At 45.8% G+C, this 22132-nt stretch carries 16 protein-coding genes, 1 pseudogene and 3 riboswitches; of the genes and pseudogenes, 6 read left to right on the plus strand and 11 right to left on the minus strand.

From position 1 onward, the window contains the following. Positions 1 to 285: 285 nt before the first annotated feature. Positions 286 to 1800, minus strand: coding sequence for a flavin-containing monooxygenase (locus BC8716_RS21190; protein WP_245850010.1), 1515 nt, complete (start codon positions 1798 to 1800; stop codon positions 286 to 288). 433 nt (positions 1801 to 2233) lie between these two features. Continuing rightward, a complete protein-coding gene (locus tag BC8716_RS21195) occupies positions 2234 to 3643 on the minus strand; it encodes an NAD-dependent succinate-semialdehyde dehydrogenase (RefSeq protein WP_094428902.1) in 1410 nt (469 codons plus the stop codon). A 182-nt stretch (positions 3644 to 3825) separates the two neighbouring features. Between BC8716_RS21195 and BC8716_RS21200 the strand changes: the two genes are divergently transcribed. Beyond that, positions 3826 to 4326: a DUF8052 family protein gene (locus BC8716_RS21200; RefSeq protein WP_094428904.1), complete on the plus strand. Its 501-nt coding sequence runs from the start codon at positions 3826 to 3828 to the stop codon at positions 4324 to 4326. Between the two features lie 15 nt (positions 4327 to 4341). Continuing rightward, positions 4342 to 5982, plus strand: coding sequence for a carbon starvation CstA family protein (locus tag BC8716_RS21205; RefSeq protein WP_094428906.1), 1641 nt, complete (start codon positions 4342 to 4344; stop codon positions 5980 to 5982). A gap of 52 nt (positions 5983 to 6034) precedes the next feature. Here BC8716_RS21205 and BC8716_RS23105 read toward each other — a convergent pair whose 3' ends face one another. The 3 genes and pseudogenes from BC8716_RS23105 to metE all read right to left on the minus strand — a co-directional run bounded on the left by BC8716_RS23105 (position 6035) and on the right by metE (position 10201). After that, positions 6035 to 6376: a group II intron maturase-specific domain-containing protein gene (locus tag BC8716_RS23105; RefSeq protein WP_407697151.1), complete on the minus strand. Its 342-nt coding sequence runs from the start codon at positions 6374 to 6376 to the stop codon at positions 6035 to 6037. A 162-nt stretch (positions 6377 to 6538) separates the two neighbouring features. Then, positions 6539 to 7293, minus strand: a pseudogene (gene ltrA, locus BC8716_RS23110) (group II intron reverse transcriptase/maturase); the annotation flags it as partial. Positions 7294 to 7906: 613 nt separating this feature from the next. Then, a complete protein-coding gene (gene metE / locus BC8716_RS21215) occupies positions 7907 to 10201 on the minus strand; it encodes a 5-methyltetrahydropteroyltriglutamate--homocysteine S-methyltransferase (protein ID WP_094428908.1) in 2295 nt (764 codons plus the stop codon). Positions 10202 to 10354: 153 nt separating this feature from the next. Continuing rightward, a riboswitch (cobalamin riboswitch) is annotated at positions 10355 to 10494 on the minus strand. 53 nt (positions 10495 to 10547) lie between these two features. Next, positions 10548 to 10652, minus strand: a riboswitch (SAM riboswitch). A 271-nt stretch (positions 10653 to 10923) separates the two neighbouring features. Between metE and BC8716_RS21220 the strand changes: the two genes are divergently transcribed. From BC8716_RS21220 to BC8716_RS21230, 3 genes are all read left to right on the plus strand, one after another. Next, the gene (locus BC8716_RS21220; protein ID WP_094428910.1) at positions 10924 to 11940 is read left to right on the plus strand and encodes an SEC-C domain-containing protein; all 1017 of its coding nucleotides are present in this window, start codon (positions 10924 to 10926) and stop codon (positions 11938 to 11940) included. Positions 11941 to 12205: 265 nt separating this feature from the next. After that, positions 12206 to 12640 carry a regulatory YrvL family protein gene (locus BC8716_RS21225; protein ID WP_094428912.1) on the plus strand — a complete coding sequence of 145 codons (435 nt, stop codon included), beginning with the start codon at positions 12206 to 12208 and terminating at the stop codon, positions 12638 to 12640. Between the two features lie 229 nt (positions 12641 to 12869). After that, positions 12870 to 15806: a 5'-nucleotidase C-terminal domain-containing protein gene (locus tag BC8716_RS21230; RefSeq protein WP_157730511.1), complete on the plus strand. Its 2937-nt coding sequence runs from the start codon at positions 12870 to 12872 to the stop codon at positions 15804 to 15806. Positions 15807 to 15900: 94 nt separating this feature from the next. Here BC8716_RS21230 and BC8716_RS21235 read toward each other — a convergent pair whose 3' ends face one another. The 5 genes from BC8716_RS21235 to BC8716_RS21255 all read right to left on the minus strand — a co-directional run bounded on the left by BC8716_RS21235 (position 15901) and on the right by BC8716_RS21255 (position 19992). After that, complete coding sequence (locus BC8716_RS21235) at positions 15901 to 17409, minus strand: uracil permease (protein ID WP_094428914.1); 1509 nt, start codon at positions 17407 to 17409, stop codon at positions 15901 to 15903. 21 nt (positions 17410 to 17430) lie between these two features. Continuing rightward, a complete protein-coding gene (locus tag BC8716_RS21240) occupies positions 17431 to 18036 on the minus strand; it encodes a xanthine phosphoribosyltransferase (RefSeq protein WP_094428916.1) in 606 nt (201 codons plus the stop codon). Positions 18037 to 18109: 73 nt separating this feature from the next. Further along, positions 18110 to 18211: riboswitch (purine riboswitch) on the minus strand. A gap of 71 nt (positions 18212 to 18282) precedes the next feature. Beyond that, entirely contained in the window at positions 18283 to 18594 is a 312-nt protein-coding gene (locus BC8716_RS21245; protein ID WP_062747735.1) for a hypothetical protein, read from the minus strand. A 104-nt stretch (positions 18595 to 18698) separates the two neighbouring features. Beyond that, positions 18699 to 19229: a GNAT family N-acetyltransferase gene (locus BC8716_RS21250; RefSeq protein WP_094428918.1), complete on the minus strand. Its 531-nt coding sequence runs from the start codon at positions 19227 to 19229 to the stop codon at positions 18699 to 18701. Between the two features lie 55 nt (positions 19230 to 19284). Further along, positions 19285 to 19992 (minus strand): glycerophosphodiester phosphodiesterase, encoded by a 708-nt coding sequence (locus BC8716_RS21255; RefSeq protein WP_094428920.1) that lies wholly within the window; start codon positions 19990 to 19992, stop codon positions 19285 to 19287. A 177-nt stretch (positions 19993 to 20169) separates the two neighbouring features. Between BC8716_RS21255 and BC8716_RS21260 the strand changes: the two genes are divergently transcribed. Further along, positions 20170 to 21555 carry a metal ABC transporter solute-binding protein, Zn/Mn family gene (locus tag BC8716_RS21260; protein ID WP_094428922.1) on the plus strand — a complete coding sequence of 462 codons (1386 nt, stop codon included), beginning with the start codon at positions 20170 to 20172 and terminating at the stop codon, positions 21553 to 21555. A gap of 56 nt (positions 21556 to 21611) precedes the next feature. Here the strand turns inward: BC8716_RS21260 and BC8716_RS21265 are convergent, their stop codons facing one another. Beyond that, the gene (locus tag BC8716_RS21265) at positions 21612 to 22097 is read right to left on the minus strand and encodes an LURP-one-related/scramblase family protein (protein WP_063608275.1); all 486 of its coding nucleotides are present in this window, start codon (positions 22095 to 22097) and stop codon (positions 21612 to 21614) included. Between the last annotated feature and the right edge of the window lie 35 nt (positions 22098 to 22132).

Genomic DNA, 22132 nt, shown 5'->3' on the forward strand with positions numbered 1-22132 from the left:
GCAACTGTTGCGATTATACCTTCTAAAATAGTGATATACTATCTAAACAAGGATTTGTTCATACTATCTAAATTCGCTCTAGTCTTGATTATTGCAACGACAAATGGCGGGTTTGATTAGAATTGAAAAAAAGACCGTCAGAAGACGACCTTTAATTTAACATTTTTTCTTCGTTATAAGTAGGAATCATTGAAAATCCCTCATAGTCTTTGGCTGCAACACGATCACATATTTGACGGTAATTGCCGACTCCTCCCAGATAAGCCAAGAACCCCCTTGGCTTACCTACGATGTTCGCCCCATGTACCAGGAGTCCGTCTTTGTTACCAACGTAGAATCAGCAATTTCCTGACAATGCTTGCTCCAACCTTCTTCCGCTTCCACCGTTGCTTCCAAGGCTTCAATACCGTTACTGCGAAGATATTCAATACAATCGGAAATCCATTCAACGTGCTGCTCAATGGAAACCAACATATTGCCTATCACAGAAGGACTCTGAGGGCCTGTAATCATAAAAAGATTAGGAAAATCAGCGACTGCGATTCCAAGGTATGTCCTTAATCTTGCTCCCTCTTCCCATTTTTCCTTTAACGAGATTCCAGACTTACCGCGGATATCCATTTTGAATAAGGGCCCTGTCATGGCATCAAATCCAGTTGCACATACAATCATGTCCAATTCATACATTGCTTCCACTGTCCGAATCCCCGTTGAGGTAATCTCTTCAATTGGGGCTGACCTGACATCAACTAAAGAGACATTGTCACGGTTAAAGGTTTCAAAGTAATGGTTGTCTATAACCGGTCGTTTCGTTGCGTAATAGAACGACGGCATTAGTTTCTTTGCTACTTCAGGATCCCGTACAATTTGACGTATCTTGATTGTTTCATTCGCTTTTGCATTAACAAGCAAATCGTTATAGCTGTACAACATCGATAAAAGCCTGCCATCCTCCCACGCTGCCTCATATACAAGCTGGCGTACTTCTGGCGAATCTTGCAGCGCCGACTGATCACGAGCGTGGAAAGGTACACCGTGCATAGAGTCACGCATCCGTTCCTTAATTTCCTGGTAGTTTTCTACGGTTTCCCGTATGAACTCCGTATCGTAGGAATAATTTTTGGCTGGAGAGATGTACTGCGGTGTGCGTTGAAAAACGGTAAGATGCTCCGCCTCTTGGGCAATAATCGGGATACATTGGGTGCCTGTCGAACTTGTCCCAATCACGCCGACCCGCTTACCTGCAAAGCTTACCTTCTCATGCGGCCAACGTCCGGTATGGTACATCTCGCCTTGGAAAGTGTCTAGGCCCTTGAATTTCGGCATGTTTGGTACAGATAGACAGCCTACCGCTGTGATGAAGTATTTTGCCGACACCTGCGTGCCATTGCTAGTTTGGATATTCCATCTATGGGTTTGATCATCATAATTGGCTGCGATAATCTTCGTCCCTAATTGGATATCACAGCGCAGATCGAACTTATCCGCGACATAGTTGAGATAACGTAAGATTTCCGGCTGATCTGCATACCTTGATGACCATGTCCACTCATGAAGCAGTTCTTCGGAAAACGTGTAGTTATAATAGATGCTTTCAATGTCGCAACGGGCTCCGGGATAACGATTCCAGTACCACGTGCCCCCGATATCGTCACCAGCTTCATAAACCCGGACGGATAAACCAGTTTCACGTAAACGATGAAGTATATACAAACCCGAAAACCCTGCACCGACAACAACCGCATTAAAGTCAGTGCCTCGGCTTGCTTGTTTATTTGATGAAATTGTACGGCTACTCAATCCCAATCCCCCCAAGACTATTTTTTGAAAATTACTCCTGTAATTTTGCCCTTTTTTAATAGATTTGCTATGATATCAAAATCTTCAATAGTTTCAGTGGTTCTACTAATGCTTGAATCCTTATTGCGATAAATAAGCCGCAAACCATAACAGCTTCCATGCTTAAGTAACTTTTCCACGCTATTATTCTACCATACTATTATTCGATACAATTTAATAGATTATTAAAAAGCTGCGCTCTTAGCGCAGCTTCAGACTGTAGACAAACGCTCGCATACTTCGTCGTTTGCCTCGGTCATATGCTCATGAACCCACGTTCTATTCGCATCTTCCCTCGCCTGCACTCCTCGTCTGACAAGCGTTTTCTATCAGTCTGAGGGCGGTTATCGACTTTGTCGACAACCTCAAGCTGCGCTCTTAGCGCAGCTTAACTTCACATTTTTAAAGAGACGTACTTGCTTTCAAGAAATTCTTCTAACCCTTCACGTCCTCCCTCACGGCCAACTCCGCTTTGCTTGAAACCACCAAACGGCGCCTGGGCAACCGATGGGCCGCCGTCGTTTAACCCGACAACACCGTAGTCCAGCTTTTCTGCAACTCGAATCCCGCGGCTTAGATTAGTGGTAAATAAGTAGGCGGCAAGCCCGTAAATCGTATCGTTTGCCCGTTTGACGACTTCTTCTTCTGTCTTAAAAGTAGATATCGGTGCAAGGGGGCCGAACGTTTCTTCTGACATGCATGCCATGTCGTCGGTTACTCCTGCTATGACAGTTGGTTCAATAAACAGCCCGTCTCTGCTGCTTCCTCCTGTTAGTACTTTTGCCCCTTTGTCTTTTGCATCTCGAATATGGGTAAGGACTTTATCAACTGCATCTTCGTCAATCAGTGGGCCGATGTCTGTCTCCTCGTTCAACCCATTCCCCACTTTCAACTGCTCGACTGCTTGTTTCATTTTCGTTATGAATGCTTGAGCAATGGATTCATGCACGTAAATCCGATTGGCGCATACGCACGTCTGCCCGCCATTACGGAATTTGGAGGCGATTGTTTCTTGGACAGCGTGATCGATGTCCGCGTCTTCAAACACAAGGACCGGTGCATGTCCGCCAAGCTCCAAAGAAATTTTCTTAACGGTTTGCCCCGCTTCACTCATAAGAGTGCGGCCAATTTCCGTAGAGCCGGTAAACGTCAACTTGCGGACACGCTCGTCTTCCTGCCACGCTTTTGAGATGTCACTTGTTGAACCAACAACAACGTGGAGCACGCCTGTTGGCAACCCTGCTTTTTCAGCAAGCTCTGCTAGCTTCAATGCAGTTAGTGGCGTTTGCGATGCTGGCTTGATCAGCACTGTGCAGCCTGCTGCCAACGCCGGTGCCACTTTCCGCGTAATCATGGCGGCCGGGAAGTTCCACGGTGTAATCGCAGCGACGACACCGACAGGCTGTTTTACCACAAATAAACGTTTATCAGGGGATGAAGCCGGAATGGTTTCCCCGTATATGCGTTTGCCTTCTTCTGCATACCACTTTATAAATGAATTGGCATAGGTGATTTCCCCTCGCGCTTCATTAATTTGTTTGCCTTGTTCCATTGTCATTAATTGCGCTAGTTCCTCTTTCTGTTCAGCAATAAGATCGTGCCACCCCTCTAATATTGCGCTTCGTTCATAAGCTGAACGCGCTGCCCATGCCGGCAATGCCTCGTAAGCGCTATCGGCTGCGATTTTTGCCTCCTTCGCTCCTCCTTTCGGCACCGAGCCGACAACATCGCCAGTAGCCGGATTAACAACGTCAAACACATCCAACCCTTCACTGACCCATTCGCCATTTATAAAAAGTTTCATCTTATCGACTCCTTTTAGGCTTTTTTATTCTGTTCCCTTTCCCTCTATATGTAAACTTCAAAGGAGGCTTGATCCGGTGAATACAGAACTGATATTTTTTCAGAAAGAATTGAATTGTCGATTTAATAAAGGTATACTAAACACACATATGTAAACGCTACCAATTTTGAATGAGGTGCATCATGCCAATCGAATTGCCTTTACGCCAACTGCAAAACGCTTTAAAGCACCAGTTTGATGTGTATGAAGACGACCACCTTGGCCAGCTCCCCCTGCGCTTCAGCGCCCACTATCAGCGGCGCGATGAACGTTACATCCTTTCTAAAAAAGCAACTGTCTGGAGCGTTGAAAACAACCAGCACTTTTTCTTTTATGAGCCGGAAGAAGCAACAATAGACACCTTTTCTACGTTTGTACAAGAACTCGATGCTTATATTCAAACAAACGCGAACCATTCATCTCAGCATATGTCGTCGATTTACATCGGACTGCTACTAACAGCCACAGCGCCTTCGCCTGAGCTGTGCCAAGCGGCACGCCGTTGCCGTAGCTTATCATTCATCAAATGGGGCTTGCATGGCTGGGCAGAACGCTATGCGGGGATTTTGCTTCAGGACGGAAGCCAGCTTTATGCGCACAAAAAAGGAAAGCCCTTTATTGAACCATTTTTGCAAATCTATTAAACGTGAGGTGGTCTTATGAATTTTGTAACACTTATGCTTATTTGCGGTGCCTTGTTAATTGTCGCCTATTTTACTTATGGAAAATTCCTGGAGCGTCGTTTAAAAATTGACGGAGAGCGGAAAACGCCTGCACATACGTTTTATGATGGGAAGGAATACATTCCGACGAAAACACCTGTACTGCTTGGCCACCATTTCACGACAATTGCAGGCGGCGGTCCGATTACTGGGCCAATTGCCGCGATTGTGTTCGGCTGGCTGCCTGCCGTTCTGTGGATTATGATAGGCAGCATTTTTGTAGGTGGCACCCATGATTATGCATCTTTGCAAGCTTCCATTCGCCATAAAGCTAAGTCGATCGGCGAAGTCATTAAAGAGCATATGGGAAAGCGTGGGCAGTTAATGTTCTTAGCTTTTTCGATAGCGACGTTAATTTTGATCATTGGCGTCTTTATCATTCTAGTTGCAAATACGTTTGTGTCGTTTCCAGGCGCGGCCACTGCTTCCCTTTTGTTTATTGCCGTCGCGATGGGTTTCGGCGTTCTTGTCAACCAAGTGCGTATCCATTTAGCACTCGCGACGTTGTTTGGCGTCATCGCTATGGCGCTATCAATATGGGTTGGCCTAAACTTTCCAATCACCCTTAGTGCTACTGCTTGGTCGCTCATTTTAATCGTATATGCCTATTTGGCGTCCGTGTTGCCTGTTTGGTTTTTGCTGCAACCTCGTGATTACTTAAATTCATTTTTGCTTTATTTTCTAATTGGTGGCGCTTTTTTAGGCTTGTTGATCGCTAGGCCTACTATTCAAATGCCTGCCTTTACCGGATTTTATAATGACACGCTCGGCTTTTTGTTTCCAATTTTGTTTATTACGATTGCCTGTGGGGCCATTTCTGGCTTCCATTCACTTGTTTCCTCAGGAACGACGTCCAAACAGCTGAATAACGAAAAAAATGGCCGCTTTGTTGCTTATGGTTCGATGCTGATCGAGGCATTTGTCGCCATCATCGCGATTGGTTCCGTTGCTTATTTAACACTTGACCAATTTAATGCGCTTATGGCCGAACTGAATGATCCGATTAGTGTGTTTTCCGTCGGCATCGGCCACTTTATGAACACGTGGGGATTGCCTGTGGCAGCTGGTGTTACGTTTACTGCACTCGCCGCATCGGCATTCTTAATGACAACACTTGATTCGGCCACGCGGCTCATGCGTTACGCCGTTACGGAACTAGGCGAAAGCATCAACGTACGGTTGCTTCATAACAAGCATACGGCCACCATTCTCGGCCTAATAGGAGCAACGATACTGGCCCTTTCCGGTACATGGCAAAGCGTATGGCCGCTATTTGGCGCCGCCAACCAAATGCTCGGGGCATTGGCGCTCCTTGCCATTACCTTATGGCTAGTGAAAACAAAATCGAAAGCATTGTTTGTGATTATCCCTATGGTGTTTATGTTTATTGTCACCACATCAGCGCTTCTCGTTATGATGCATTCCAATTTTCTTGCCGGTGATTACTTACTCGTTGTTGCTTCCTTCATCCTATTTGTCATGTGCGTATTCCTCGGCATCGAGGGGGCCCGCAGTGTGGCAAAGCCTAAAAACAAGCAAAAACCCACTGATTTAAATAGAGTAGGAGGGGGCGACTAACCCCCGACCTCTCACACCACCGCACGTACGGTTCCGTATACGGCGGTTTCAGTTAAGTTTGACGAAGTGTATCATAACGTTCCATTAAGCTCTTGAGCCCTTGACTCTTCCAATATGCAGAGTCGAGGGTTTTGTGTAAGATCGGACTTTTCGCGATTCGCCAATAGGCTTTTCGCGTATTGGCCCATTCCCACGCTTTTCCTATCCTGGCGCCCAGAGAGACGAGCTTCCGCTGTCTCGTTTTCGGTTTCTTCCATTCTTTCCAGCGGATCATTCGGAGGCGTCTCTTCACCCATGCGTCTAATTTCTGTAGGAAAGATGGCGTTTCGACTAACTGAAAGTAGCCTATCCATCCTATAAGAAACTGATTCAGTCTGCGAATTCGTTCTTCCATCTCAATCGAGTGGCGACGTGAGGTGAGTTCGCGAATGCGATCTTTACATCGTTTAAGGCTTGCGGGTGCGATTCGTATCTTTGGGTCTTGTCGGTTGCGCGTGAAGGTGAACCCCAGGAAGCTCCGCTCCCACGGGCGCCCCCATGCGCTCTTTTCCCGATTCACTTGAAGACGGAGACGATCCTCTAGGAACGTCGTCATCTTTGTTAGCGTTTGTTTTGCCGCCCGTCGTGACTTGACGTAAATCTGGCAGTCATCCGCGTAACGAACGAATCGGTAGCCTCGTTTCTCTAGTTCCTGATCCCACTCATCTAACACAATGTTGGAAAGAAGCGGACTGAGCGGTCCGCCTTGCGGCGTCCTTCTGTACTCGGCTGAACCAGTCCGTTTTCCATAATCCCTGCTTGAAGGTAGCGTCTAATCAGACGCAACACTTGTCGATCTTGAATGATCTGGCTCAGACGTCTCATTAAGCGGTCATGATGGACGCGATCGAAGAACTTCGAGAGGTCAATGTCCACGACCCATCCGTACCCTTCTTGGATATACGTCTTCGCCTTTTTGACCGCGTCATGTCCCCGTTTTCCTGGACGAAACCCGTAGCTATTTTCGGAAAAGCTTGGGTCCATCTTCTTTGACAACACTTGAGCGATGGCTTGTTGGATCAGACGGTCAATCACCGTTGGAATGCCTAATGCCCTTACGCCTCCAGACGGTTTCGGGATTTCGACCCGTCTTACTGGCTGAGGAGAGTAGGTTCCTTCCATGATTGCCCTTCTCAAGGAGTCCCAGTTTTCCATGAGATAAGATCGGACGGATTTTGTCGTCATCCCATCGACACCAGGACTTCCTTTATTGGACTCCACGCGCTTGAGCGCTTGGAGGAGATTGTCTCTTGATAGAATCTGATCCAACATGTATTTCTACTCCTTCGTATAAGAGGGGTCTTCTTGTGTGGCTGTACGCTCCGCCCTCTCTCCAGCCCCCTGCGGGATTCACCGCTTCTTGCGGGAGAGTAGGTTCCGTAGATGTTTCTGCTTCAACACGTACAACGTTCGCCAAGTCCTCTTATTCCTTTCCTGATTCCGTCCTTCCATGTCTGTCTAGATCAGACATGTACTATGACTTCTGCTGACTTCTAATGTCTCAGCACCTGTTCACACAAGTGGTTACGGAACGTGTTCCGCACGATCACTAGATCTCCCCGGGTAAGCGCATGTCCTTCCCCTCCATGTCTCCGCCTCATTTACGCCTATCCCCTTTGGTCACTAGGACTTCGACTTGTCGTGCAGCCTCATCCAAGAATAAGCGCCTGATGAGATTCGTGTTCCTCGGAGCGGAGGTTTGCCTCGGACTTCCTTCAGATTCTGAGTCGCCCCAGACACCCTTGTCGTTGGCTAACAGTTACAGTGACCTTCACTGTTCGGGACTTCAACCCTATAGCCCATGCGCATGCCGGGCACACATGCATAAGAAGCATGGGGCGTCTGCCCCATGCTTCTATCAGTCTGGGAACAAAGTTCCCAAAAATTAACTCGTCTTCGTCGCAAGTGTTTGCCGCGCTTCCTTCGCTGCCTCCACCATCACTTTTAATGCAGCCACTGTTTCTGGTTCTTGCCGTGTTTTTAAACCGCAGTCCGGGTTGACCCAAAATTGCTTTGGATGTAAGACATTCAACGCACGCTCAATGTTACGGGCAATTTCTTCTTTAGCTGGGACGCGGGGGCTGTGAATGTCATACACACCGAGGCCAATGCCTTTGTTATACGTGTAATCTTCGAATGATGAAATTAGTTCGCCATGGCTCCGGGACATTTCGATTGAAATGACATCTGCGTCAAGCCCGTCAATCGCTTCGATAATATCTTGGAAATCAGAATAACACATATGCGTATGGATTTGCGTTTCTGGCTTTACTTGGTTGACCGTCAACTGGAAGGCCGTTACCGATTGGTCAAGATAGCTTTGCCATTTCGCGCGCTTAAGCGGCAATCCTTCCCGCAAAGCAGGTTCATCTACTTGAATGACGCCAATCCCATGTTTTTCAAGGGCAAGGACTTCTTTGCGCAAAGCGAGAGCAATTTGATTAACCGCCTCGCCTTCGGTAATATCAGCCCTTGGAAACGACCAATTGTAAATCGTGACTGGGCCAGTTAGCATCCCCTTAACAGGTTTGTCTGTGTTGGATTGGGCATAAACCGTTTCTTTTACGGTCATTGGTTGTTTAAAGTAAACATCTCCGTAAATAATCGGCGGCTTGACACAACGGGACCCATAAGATTGAACCCAGCCATACGTAGTAAACTGGAAGCCGCCAAGCTTTTCGCCAAAGAATTCAACCATGTCTGTCCGTTCAAACTCGCCATGGACAAGGACGTCGAGCCCGAGCTGTTCTTGGATAGCGATCCAGCGGTCTATCTCGGCGTTAATGAATGTTTCATAGCCAGCACTGTCCAATTTTCCTTTGCGCCAGTCTAACCGTTTTTTACGGATCTCTTTTGTTTGTGGAAAACTGCCAATCGTCGTCGTCGGCAATAGCGGCAGTTTCAGTTTGGCCGCTTGCAACTTGGCCCGTGCAGGAGCATCTAGGCCACGGGATGGGTCCTCGTTGCTGATTTGCGCTACTTCTTGTTGGACCGATTGATTGTTTCGGGCCTGTGAAGCATTTAATCGCGCTAACGCGTGTTTGCTCGCTTCTAATAACGTAGCCGGCTCTTGACCGTTGACCACTTTCGCCAATGAAACGATTTCGCTTATTTTTTCATCCGCAAATGCAATCGCTTCTTTTAGTTCATCTGCAATGTTCTCTTCTGATTGCACTGTTACTGGCACATGCAATAGGCTAGATGACGGCTGGAGGATGAGCCTTTCCCGTTCGACTCCTTGTAACAGTTCCTCTAGTTCGGCATATACAGCTGTAAGGTCCGTCCGCCAAATATTACGTCCGTCAATGACGCCAAGTGCTAACAGCTTATCGTTTGGAAATCCGTTTAGACGAAGATTTTGCAATGTTTCTTCTTTTCCAGCTACAAAGTCAAATCCTAGCCCCGCAACTGGCAGCTGTATAAAGCGGTTATAGTCATCGACGCTCTCAAAATAGGTTTGCAGCAAAAGCTTGGCGTTTGGCGCTAGTTTCGCTAATGACTGATACGTTTCCTCAACGACAGCCCACTCTGCTTCGGTCACATCGCCAGCCAAAATCGGTTCATCTACTTGAATCAATGGCGCGCCTGCTTGTGCCAATTCAGCCAGTACTTGTCCGTACAAAGGCACAAGTGTCTTCACATGCTCGGAGAAGGATTTATTTCCATATTGTTTTGCTAGTTTCACAAAACTGACTGGGCCAAGAATTACCGGTTTGCCGTTAATGCCAAGCTCACTTTTCGCCTCTTTGTACAAACGCAGCCAGCGGTTATCGACAAGAGCTGGTTCTCTGCTAGCTGTTAACTCTGGGACAATATAGTGGTAGTTGGTGTTGAACCACTTTGTCATTTCGGCTGCGACAGCATCATCGCTTCCCCGGGCAATTGCAAAATACGTTTCCTCTTCCACTTTTCCGCCATCATACGTAAATCTTTCCGGCACAATGCCAAAAGCAACAGCCGTGTCTAGCACATGGTCATAATTACTAAAATCGCCTACTGGAATGAGATCAAGGCCGAGCTGTTGCTGTTTTTGCAAATAAGATAGCCTTAACGATTTCTGTTCCTGCAAAAAAGCAGCTTTTGAGCGCTTTCCTGCCCAAAACGCCTCAAGATTTTTTTTCCATTCTCGCTGGCCGCCAATCCGCGGATACCCTAATGATGAACTTCTCACTTTGCTCAAAATTCTCCACCCCTTCATGTTTTTATCATGCACATACAAAAAATTCCCTTTACGCAGTTAAAAGGGAATTGGAAAGTTAGCCAATGTTAACTCGTGCCTAGGCACAAACGTTCTATTGGCTTTGTTATCCACTCCTCTCTATATCCACGTAGAGTCAAGCAGTACAAACAGGTAGGCAATCTGACTTCACGAATGGATGTTGCATCTCGTGTCACAGTGGCGGGACCGTCCTGGATTTTCACCAGCTTCCCCTTTTAAGCGGCAAAAGCCGCACCTGTTTGCATCTATAAAATTGAAAAACACCCGTTCCGGGACTGGAAAGGGTGTTGTTTTCACGAAATGAATCCCCTTATCTGCCAAAGTTCCCTTTGCTGGATTTAGCACCTTTTCATCGCAATGAATGGTTGCTGAAGCTTCATTGGGCCAGTCCCTCCGCTTCTCGTTATAAGAGTGTTTTTATGAAAATGTGTTGTTCATACTGTAGCATGAGTTTTCATAGTTGTCAAAACAAAAATCGTTCCTTTTTTATTGCAAGAAGTTTGGGATGACTTAGCAAACAATGACGATCGTTTAAGACCGTCGTCTAGAGTGTCCGGCGCTATTTCAATATTGCTATGTTCCAACATTTTCAGTCATTGCCTTTTTTCCAAAACAGGCAAACACCTTTTTTTCTTTGAGGAATCTGTTAAAATAGGAGAGTTGATTGATAAGGAGGAACATCGATGCCTAAACGAAACGATCTGTGCCCATGCGGGAGCGGAAAAAAATATAAAAAATGCTGTATGAATCGCTCATCTAACCAGGCAATGGTCGTGCAAGACGAACTAAACCAGCTTGAAACAGAATTGCTTTACATGGCATTTACCCGCTACCAAAAACAGTTAACAAATTGGGTGCAAAGCTACCATTCCGTTTATCCTGAGGCTGATAAAACAGTGACTGAAACACTTTCAAGCATGTTGCTTGTTTGGTTGATTTTCACTAAGCCCATTCAAGAGGACGGGACAACGATTTTTGATGTTTTTTACGAAGGGAAAAAGAGAAAGCTTAAACGCCCAAAAACTGCTTTCCTGTTAGAAACTTGGAAACACACGCGCCCAGCTGTTCTTGAAATTAAACAGCAAACGGATGAGCGTGTGTACAGAAGCGTCGACTTGTTAACGGGACGAAAGATCGACCATACATTGCCAACTGAGCATGACGAGACCGCACAACCAGGCTCCACTGTCATCGGTTTTCCGGCAAAATCTGATCCGCATATGTCCTTTATTGGTCCTGTTATTAGCCATTTGCCTGAAAAAACGGCTGCTATTAAACAAAAAGTCGCTGCGTTTGCAAACGAAACAGAAGACGCCTTTTTGCAAAAGTGGCCACAGCTGTTGTCAGCCCTTTTAAATAGCGAACAGGCTCCAACAGTTGCTCCTGATCAGTTCCGCTGGCATACAGAAAAACAAAAGGAAACAGCCGAAGCATTGCTCAATGGCCTCCGCCTTGATCAGTGCCCGCCGGAAATTGAAATGCTTGCCTTAGAGAAATGGAGCCAGTTTTGCCAGGAACACAACCCGGCAATCCGCAAGCCAGAAGCGTACGCTGCTGCGATGGAATACGCCCTTCAAACGATTGCGCCTATTTCCGCTACACAAAAAGCACTTGCTAAAAAGTACGGTGTTAGCCCATCAACGATTTCCGCCCGCTCAGCAGAAATTGTGACTGTGCTAAAAGAAACAGCAACGGCCTAATGGCTGAACAGCCAAAGTCTCCGCTTTGGCTGTTCAATTCTCGTTTAAGCGCCTTGCGCTTTTGTTATCGTCTAGCTAGGCGCCATCAGCTCGAGACGCTTCGGACCAGCCGCTGAAGTAAAATGCTACTTCATCTTCTGATCCTCCAGCGCTTGTCGCTGATTACCGGGCGCCTTACGCTTTTGTTATCGTCTAGCTCCAGGCGCCATCAGCTCGAGTCGCTTCGGACCGGGCGCCTTGCGCTTTTGTTATAAGGAGGGGTTTGATGCATAAGGGTTCTTCGCTGCTTACTGTATGCGTGACTGTGTTTTTTATCATTGTCATCTCAGCAGCGGTTCTCGCATTCATCTTTGGTATATATTATTTAGGGATGGCCGGTTTGTTCCAACTGCTTGGCATTCGCTATGACTCTGTTCAGGCTTTAGCTTTGTTTGTCTTGCTTTTTTTGTTGATCGGCATTTTTATTGAATTGTTTGCTAAAGTGTTCAATACGTTGCTTCTTCCTGCTGTCGGAAGCAGACCGCTTCAGAAAATACTAGAATTTTGCATAAGATATACATTCACACTTCCTGTTGTTTTTTTGCTTGACCACTATATGTCTACCATCCACATTAAACTGATGTCGCAAGCAGCCCTTGCTGCGTTTGTCGTCGTAATAGAGATGCTCATTGACAATGAGGATTACAGCCAAAAAGGCTGATAGAAGTTTGCTTACCGATAGGTGCTTGCCCTTAGGCAGGTGATCTATTTTGTTCAATAGACAGAATATTATGATTTCAATCCCGCTTCTCTACTTCCATACCTAGTACGCCCCTCTTATTTTAGCGTAACTTTTACAATCTATTACATTATAAAACACTATTAAACGGTTTTTTCTGCTATGATTTAGTATGCCCATTTGGTGCTGATCATCTTTAAGGAGGAACAATATGCCGATACGAAAATCAATGCGACACATGATTCTGCTAGTTTTTGCTCTATTCTTCTGTTTAACCGTTCCACAATCCGTTTCTGGAGAAACAGGTGAAAAAACGCTTCATATTATTCACACTAATGATATCCATGCTAGCTTTGACGAGTATGGGAAAGTGGCAGCTTACATACAGAACAAGCGGCAAATGTCCGACCATTTTCTGTATGTCGATGCCGGTGATTTTGCGAGCGGCAACCCTGTCGTCGATTTAAATTACGGAAAGCCAATGATCGACATATTTAACCTTGTTGGCTTAGATGCATTTACAATTGGCAACCATGAGTTCGATTACGGGCAAGACCATTTAAAAACGAACATGGAACAGGCAAACTTTCCTTGGCTTGCCGCCAACCTTGATACAGGGGCGACGGATGTCGAAAATACGAAACCTTATGTGTTATTAGATGCGGATGGCATCTCCGTTGCATTATTTAGCTTAACGCAGGCGCCGCCAGCAACAGCACCAGCAAATGTAGTTGGTATGGATTTTGATAATGATTATATAGGAACAGCGCTTGCTTATAAAGACGAGTTGGAAAGTCAAGCTGATGTCATTATTGCTCTGACTCATATCGGCTACGACCAAGACCGCCGCCTTGCGAATGAGGTCGAGTATTTTGATGCTATTATAGGCGGCCATTCTCATACGACATTAAACGCTCCTGCCATTGTAAACGGCACGCCAATTGTCCAAACGGGTTCCAATTTGCAACATATAGGTGAACTGGAGTTTACCTACAATGAAACGACTGATGAGGTAACGGAAGTTTCAGGCCAGCTTACAGCGGTATCCTCCTTAACAGAAACGGATGAAGACGTCCAAGCAGTTATTGATAAGTACAACGAAGAGATGGATGAGCTTCTCGGCAAAGTAATCGGCTATTCAAACACCGGGCTATCCCGTGACGGGCGCTATGATCGCGATGTTCCTCTCGGCAATTTTTGGACAGATGCCATGCGCGCTTTTGCCGATGCAGATATTGCCTTAACGAATAATGGCGGCATTCGCGACAGCATTGCCCCAGGCGAAGTGACATTAAACGACATCTATAAAATTGAGCCTTTTGCCAATGAGATTATGGTGATTGAAATGACAGGCGAAGCGATCGAAAACGTCATCGCCTATTCATACGCCCGTGATGATCGCAACCAAATTGATTTGCAAACATCAGGTCTACACTACGAAATTATAACAGGAATGACAGGCAACTTTATTGACGTGAACGTATCAATTGATGGCCAGCCACTTGAGGCAGACTCCACTTATAAAGTGGCAGTTGCTGACTATATTGGCACTGGCGGATCAGGATACCATTTTGAAGGCGAAATCTTACAAGAAACAGTCGGCCTAATGACGACGGCAATGGAACAATATGCTTTGGAACGTACGGCTGCAGGCCACGCGCTTGACTACGAAAGCGAGGGGCGGATTGCTTTAAAAGTGGATCCAACTGCGCCAAATCCAGGGGAGATCATCGGCTCGACGAACACAGGCCTTTATTCTGAAAACAAAAACAAACAAGATGTTGGCCTTGGCAACTTATACGCCGATTCAATTCGCGCTAAAACAGGCAGCGACTTTGCGCTTTTAAACGGTTCTTCCATCACTGGAGAAATTCCTCCAGGCTCGATTACAGACAAACAAATTGAAGCTCTCGACCGTTATGGCAACACCATTGTTGTTGTCGAAACGACAGGTTCCCGCTTAAAAGAAGTTTTACTCGAGCAATCACGTTACCATCGAGGCGTTGATTTGCAAGGTTCTGGCTTGACTTACACGCTCATTCCAGACGAGAACAGCGGCTTTAGCGACGTGACTATACTACTTGAAAACGGCGAACCACTTGATCCTGATGGAACGTATACCGTCGCTTATAACGACTATATGCATGCCTCAACCTTTTACAACCTCGGCACGGCCGTTGATGACAGCTACGGCCCTGTTTGGCAAGCTGTAGTTGATTATGCATCAACGCAAACAGAGCCAATCGATTATACAGAAGGAAGCCGCATTGCCATTGAAGGCAAAGAGCCGGAAGACCCTACTGGCACACTGACTATCGCAGAAGCAATCGCCAACAACTCAGGCACAAAGGCAGTCAAGGGCTACATTGTCGGGTCGATCAATAACAACCGACCTATTATCGGCGAAGGCAGCCACGCCCCTTCTAACTTGTTATTGGCAGACTCACCAGATGAGACAGACAGGGCGAAGATGTTGCCTGTTCAGCTTGTGAACGGCACCCCTGTCCGAAATGGGCTAAACTTAGTCAACAATCCTGAAAACATTGGCAAACAAGTACGGATAATAGGTTCGCTAGAAACTTATTTTGGAACGCCAGGCATGAGAAACCCATCAACATACGCTTTTATCGAAGAACCAGTTGAACCAGAACCTGAGCTACCAGCATGCGATTATAAAGCGTGGGAGAAAACCGCCATTTATACAGCTGGCGACCGCGTCGAGCATGAAGGCGATTTTTATGAAGCCAAATGGTGGACACAAGGGGAAAATCCTGCTGATTCAGGAAGGTGGGACGTCTGGAAAAAAGCAACTGATTGCTATGAGGATCCTGATGGACCGCAAGAATGGCAAGCAGATGAAATCTACACTGCCGGCGATCGTGTTTACTATGAAGGCCAGCTATACGAAGCAAAATGGTGGACGCAAGGTGAGAATCCGAGTGAATCGGGACAGTGGGATGTTTGGAAAAAAGTGACTGATTCCGAGGAAGTACCTGAAGGACCACAAGAGTGGAATGCTACCACTATTTATGTCGCTGGCGACCGCGTGTTCTATGAGGGCCGACTATACGAAGCGAAATGGTGGACGCAAGGCGAAAATCCGAGTGAATCGGGACAATGGGATGTTTGGAAAAAAGTAAGCAACTAGCACAAAAAAGTCGGGAGCACTCCCGACTTTTTTGTTTATAGCGATTCATTCATCATACAGTGGATGGATGTCTCAATGCTTGAACGTTTTACTTTTAGGCCGCTTTCGTTGCTTGTTCTCTCGCTAGCGAGGCTTCTTGCTTTTGTTCACGGAAACCGATGTAGACAAAGAACAAAGCAATTAAGGCATAGCCAATCGTGTAGTCGAAAGCCGCATTAAGAGCGAGCGAAGGAGCATGTGTAAAGCCAAAGAAAGCAAGGACAGCGCCGATCCCGGCAAAAAGCGCCGCTTTGTGGAACGTTCGATCAATGAGGCACACGGTAATAGCGCCAATAATTATAGCTGTAAACATTGCTCCTTGGCCTAGAGGGACAATCCCTTCAGAAATGCCTGCCACCACTTCCCCTGCGCTATTGTTAAAACGTGTCATCATGTAGTTGGCGATATAAGGAAGCATGGCTAAAGCAACCGCTGGATAGTACTTTTTCTCGTTGTTGGCAAACGTACTCGATATCATCGACATGCCGACAAAGACAAGAATCGGCGCAATCGCCGCCATCGGAATAAGTGCCGAAAAAGCAGCGATGAGGCCAGTTGCTGCTGCAAATAAAAACATCACTGCATTTAAGATGCTGTAACCCCGACCGGCTTCCATTTCCTTAGCGCCTACTGTTGCAATATACACAGTTGTCGGGAACATGCCCCCGAAACAAGCGCCGAGCATCGCGCCAATTCCATCTACTGCCTGGCATTCACGAACATCATACGAGTCGCCCGCTGCCGCCATTGCATCAACATTGTTCATCGTTTCAATCGCATTGTAAATTGTAATCGGAATGAGTATGCCGAGCAAACCAATCATCACGCCAAATAAAGCGGACATGCCTTCGAACGCTGCCAACGTTGGCAAAAACGGATAGAAACCAACATTTGCAAACGCGTTTGTAACGTCTGAACTAGATTGGTAGCCTAGTGCAAACGCCAGTATGACGCCAATTATAATCGCAAAAAGGGACGTAGGAATGCGAAAAGGCATCCCGACTTTTGCCACAAAGCCAAGCAAAATGATCGACAAGGCAACAAGGCCAATGACAGGCACATCAAAAACAGAAAACAACATCTCCCCGGCAACAAACGTAAACGCCACCCCTGCTAATGCGCCTAATAACGCCGGACGCGGCGTGTGCTTTCTGACCCAATTGCCAAAAAAAGCAACGAGCGCTTCAACAAGGCCTGATAAAAAAGCAGCAGCTACAGCTATTTTCCAGGCCAGTTCGTGGTCGTTTGTCATCGCCAAAGCGGGAGCGGTAACACCGAATAGAAACACAAACATGACAGGCGTAGATACGCCATAGGATAACGCCGTTACATTTGTACGTTTTTCTTTTATCGCTAGCCGTTTGGCCATGTGTGCATAATAGAGGTTTCCGGCAATAACAGCGACAGCCACGCCAGGAATAATGCGGCCAAAGACAAGAGACTCTGGAAATCCCATTCCCAGTAAAGTAACAGTAATGACAACAAAGTTTGCGAGATTGTTTTGAAAAAGAGCAAAAAATGCATCAATGTCTTGTTTTTTAAATAAAGGATAATGGCCATTCATAAATTATATATTCCGCCCTTTTTAAGATTTGTTGTAAGCAAAATGTGCAGATTCTTCTACAAACTGAACCTTGTTGCCTTCTAGTGAAGAAATGCGTGCCAGCGATTCAATCCGATAGCCCTTTCCTTCAAGCAGCGCCCTTCCGTCTTGGAAAGACTTTTCAATCACTATGCCAATCCCGGCTACAGTGGCGCCTGCTTCTTCGACGATTTGAGTGAGTCCTGTAGCGGCTTGTCCGTTTGCAAGGAAATCATCAATGATTAACACACGGTCACCAGCGCAAAGCCAATCCTTTGAAACGGTCACCTCCGAATATTCCTTTTTTGTAAAGGAGTACACGCGACTCGAATAGACGTTTTCTTTGTCCATCGTCACTGATTTCTTCTTTCTAGCAAAAATCAGTGGCACTTGAAGAGAATGGGCACACATAAAGCTTGGAGCGATACCAGACGACTCGATGGTCACGACTTTCGTTACTTGTTCGTCAGCAAATAGGCGGGCAAATTCCTCGCCAATTGCGCTCATCAAGTTGGTATCGACTTGGTGGTTTAAAAATTGGTCAACTTTAAGCACACCACTCGACAGTACACTTCCCCGTTTACGGATCGCTTCTTTTAGTAATTCCATTGCTTTCTCCTTTCAAAATAAAAAGCCGAAAGATCACTATAAAAATAGAGTGATCTTTCGGCTTTGAAAATAGCAACTGAAAAAGACCACTCGTAGTCAGGCCGTTATCGGCAGCCTGGTAGAGACTCGCGGACCATATTACCGCTATTATACGAGCTGATGCTTTGTTCGTTTATTTAGTTTCCCTTGCCTATTATAAAGAATCTGATCGAAAATAAAAAGAGGTTTGTGGCAAATTGGCCAGAATTACTTTTCCCATTTTATTGCAGTCGGCTTCAAGCAGCTCCTACATTCAAAATCGACTGTCAACGTATGGATTGTCGTTTCCGAATGACAATGAGGACACGTAACCGTTTGCACGCGCAGCAACGATAAGCCCACACAAATAATCGAAACTGCCAAAATAAGAAAGGCCTGCACCATGCTTTTCGCTTCTAAAGAAGCAATCGCTATTCCGGCAACGACACCGGCAATGCCTATAAAGCCTAGGGCCACTTTCCCTATTTTTAATGGCAATGGACTTTTTTTGCGTACCAACACAACCGTTTCTTTATCCATTAAACAGCCTTCTTTCTATTCATTCGTTTTTTTATATGTTAACTGTACCATATTGCCACAGCAAGCCAAAGCGTTATCTAAAAGCACCGTTTAAACATTTGCCACTACTGTCGGCTTCCTTCATCTTCTAATATGCCAAAGACAAGCGAGTCACGCCAACCATCACTCAGCCGCAGGTGATCGCGCAAATGCCCTTCCTGCTGCATCCCAATCTTCTTTAATACTTTAGCAGAAGCAATGTTACGAGAATCGCATGTAGCCCAAATGCGATGGAGTTTAAGCCGGTTGAATCCATCGTCTATCAGACATGTAGCTGCCTCGGTTGCTACGCCTTGTCCCCAATAATCAGGATGGACAATGTAGCCAATCGCGGCGCTGCGGTTAGCAATGTCGATAACTAGCTCGGCGGCTCCGACCACGCGCTCCCTATTTTTTAAAGCAATTGCAAATGCAAACCTCGTCCGAGGACATTTGCGAGCATCGACAATCGCTTGTTTAACATAGTTTTGTGAATCTTTTTCGTTATTAGGGCCCCATGTCTGGTACCGGCAGACTCGTTCCAGCGAAGCATACGCATGTACGTCATGCCAATCATCGATTTTAAACTCACGCAAATAGACATTTTTCCCCTTCATTGCTGTCTACCTCCCTTTAACGATTCACTGTTGTCGATCGCCTAGCTTAAACCAATCAACCGTCTGCTGGCTTATACCACTTCTTGAACCGTTCCAGTTCATTTACGGTGCAACGGACATTAGGGAAGTTGCTCATTTTTTTAATCAAACGGACACTGTCGACGTTATAAACGATCAATTGCACGCCTTCACGACTGCACTGCTCCGCGAATTTTCTACTGAAATGGCGGATGTGAATAGCCAGAGAGGAAGCGTTAATTGTCTTCATATATGGAAACAATGCTTTCGTTGGCTTCGTTTGAATAAGGCCAAGCTCAAGCGCTGGAGAAAGTTCCCGCATCCTTCCAATGGAGGCATGGTTAAATGAATTGATATAAACATCCTGCTCCAAGTTATAGTCTTTAATCAATTGGTATACAGCTTGCTCAATGCCATTGTCGCCGTTTTTGTCTTTCTTTAGCTCAATCGCCATTTTGCAGCGGCCCGCAAAAGCAGCAAACACTTCTTTTAATGTAGAAAGTCGTTCTTTTTGATAGACCGTTAACTCTTTTAACGCAGCAAGAGAGTAATCTTTTACATACCCCTTGCCATTTGTCACCCGGTCGACTTTTGGATCGTGGATAATCAGCGGTACGCCATCTTTCGTAAGCCTGACGTCCATTTCAATCCAATAAAACCCTAAACGGATTGCCGCTTCGAACGCAGACAGCGTGTTTTCTGGGTATTTGCGCGAATAGCCGCGATGGGCAATTGCTTTAATCATTCGGTCACCACCTCGCCCGTTCTCTTACATTAAATGGAGACAGTCGATTTTTCAAGGAAAAGTCAGTAACTTATAACATAAACTTAAAAATAAACCCTTCACACATAAGAATTATTACGATATAATCAAATTTGCTCTTATAAATCGTAAACATTACGCTTAAAAAAGGAGAGACTGATGAGAAAATATTTGATGGTAGCCAGCGCATCCTTGCTTGCGTTAGGCGCTTGCCAGCCGGCAGACGAAAGCCAGTCTGGTCCTTCTGAAGAAGATACAATCACTGTGTACACAACGATTTTTCCTTATGAAGATTGGACGAAAAAAATTGGTGGTGAATTTGTAGAGGTCGAAAACATCGTTCCTGTAGGCGCTGACGCCCATACATATGAGCCGACGCCACAAACGATGATCGACGTCGCTGAAGCCGATGCTTTCATTTACAACGGTGCAAGTCTAGAAGCTTTTGCCGATAAGATTACTTCTGCCGTTGAAGACCACGATGTTGTTACATTAGAGGCTTCTGCTGCCACAGATCTAATTGCTAATTCACACGACCACGACCATGGGCATGATCACGGGAACGAACATGATGATGGGCATGATCATGACGACCATAATCATGAAGCTGAGGATGAGCATGATCACCACAACCATGAAGGGGAAGATGGACATGACCATGACCACCATGACAATGAAGGAGAAGCAGGGGATATCGCTACAGCCACAATTGACGGGCTTGCCGACCATTACCACTCTGGCGACACAGTTGAATTAACAGCACAATCTCCTGAAAACAGTGACCATTGGCATTGGTATACCCTTGCAGCAGGTGGAGATGCTACTGATCCAGATGCTTGGGAAGTCATACCTGATAACCATTCCGATGTTTATACTGGTACAGCGGAAGAAGACGGCATCCAAATCATCGCTAGACAATTTGACGACGACCACCATGTCATTGCCGAAAGCGAGCCGGTAACGATTCAAATTGACGATCATGAGGAGGAAGGCGGCTCACACGATGGCCATCATCATGGAGACCAAGATCCCCACGTCTGGCTTGACCCAATTCGTTCAATTGAGATGGCAGAAGCGATTAAAGACATGCTCGTTGAGCTAAAGCCTGAACAAGAAGCCTATTTTAATGACAACTTTGAAACATTGAAGGCGCAGTTCGAAGAGCTTGATACACAGATGCAAGAAATGGTTAACGATGCTTCAGTCGATACATTCATTGTTTCTCATGCTGGTTACGGCTATTGGGAAGAACGTTATGGCATTAAACAAATCGGGATAGCAGGCATTTCCTCGACAGATGAACCATCGCAAACCCAACTTGTTGAAACAGTAGAAACAGCAAAAGAACTTGGTTTACATTACGTAGTCTTTGAGCCGAATATTACGCCTTCCGTTGCTAAAGTGGTGCAAGACCATCTTGGCGCAGAAGCACTGACGATTCATCCCCTTGAAGCCCTTACACAAGAGGATGAACAAGCTGACGCGGATTATTTCTCGATTATGGAGAACAACATTGAAACTTTGCGCACAGCTCTTAACAATTAAAGGCTGTATGCAATAAACACCAAAAGCGCCTGGATTTTTCCGGCGCTTTTTTCGTGTTACTGGTTTGAATGGTTTTTCCCTTGATGGTGCACCATATCAAGGACAATCATTAAGGCAATGCCTATTGTCTCATGGCGTTGATCATGAATCGTTAAATGGTATGTATCTCCCCAGCTCAACCATTGTTTCTCGACGTTCATAATTTCTTTGCCATCCCCGACCACACGATAATGATGGTCCAACAAACTGCCCTCTATCGTCCAATCAAGGGGTTTAATTTCATACTTGGCACGAAAAAAAGTAAGTTTCTTTGTTACGTGGCACAGTTCTTTTTCTTCATTCGAAATCGTGTAATGAGGCAAAAACGAAAACAATTTCTCTTTAATTTGCAAGACTGGCTTCCCATCTACGGTTGTGATCGCCAATTGGTTAGCAAAGGAAAACAATTTGCCGTCCACTTTGTATAGCGGTTTCTCATTGCCGTCAAAAACCGTGAACTGATCTTTAAAGGAGAAAATACGTTGTTTCACATAATAATCCATTGTCCATTTGCCACTCCCTTTCCCCTGTCTATAGC

Source organism: Shouchella clausii, assembly GCF_002250115.1.
Lineage (GTDB): Bacteria > Bacillota > Bacilli > Bacillales > Bacillaceae_D > Shouchella > Shouchella clausii.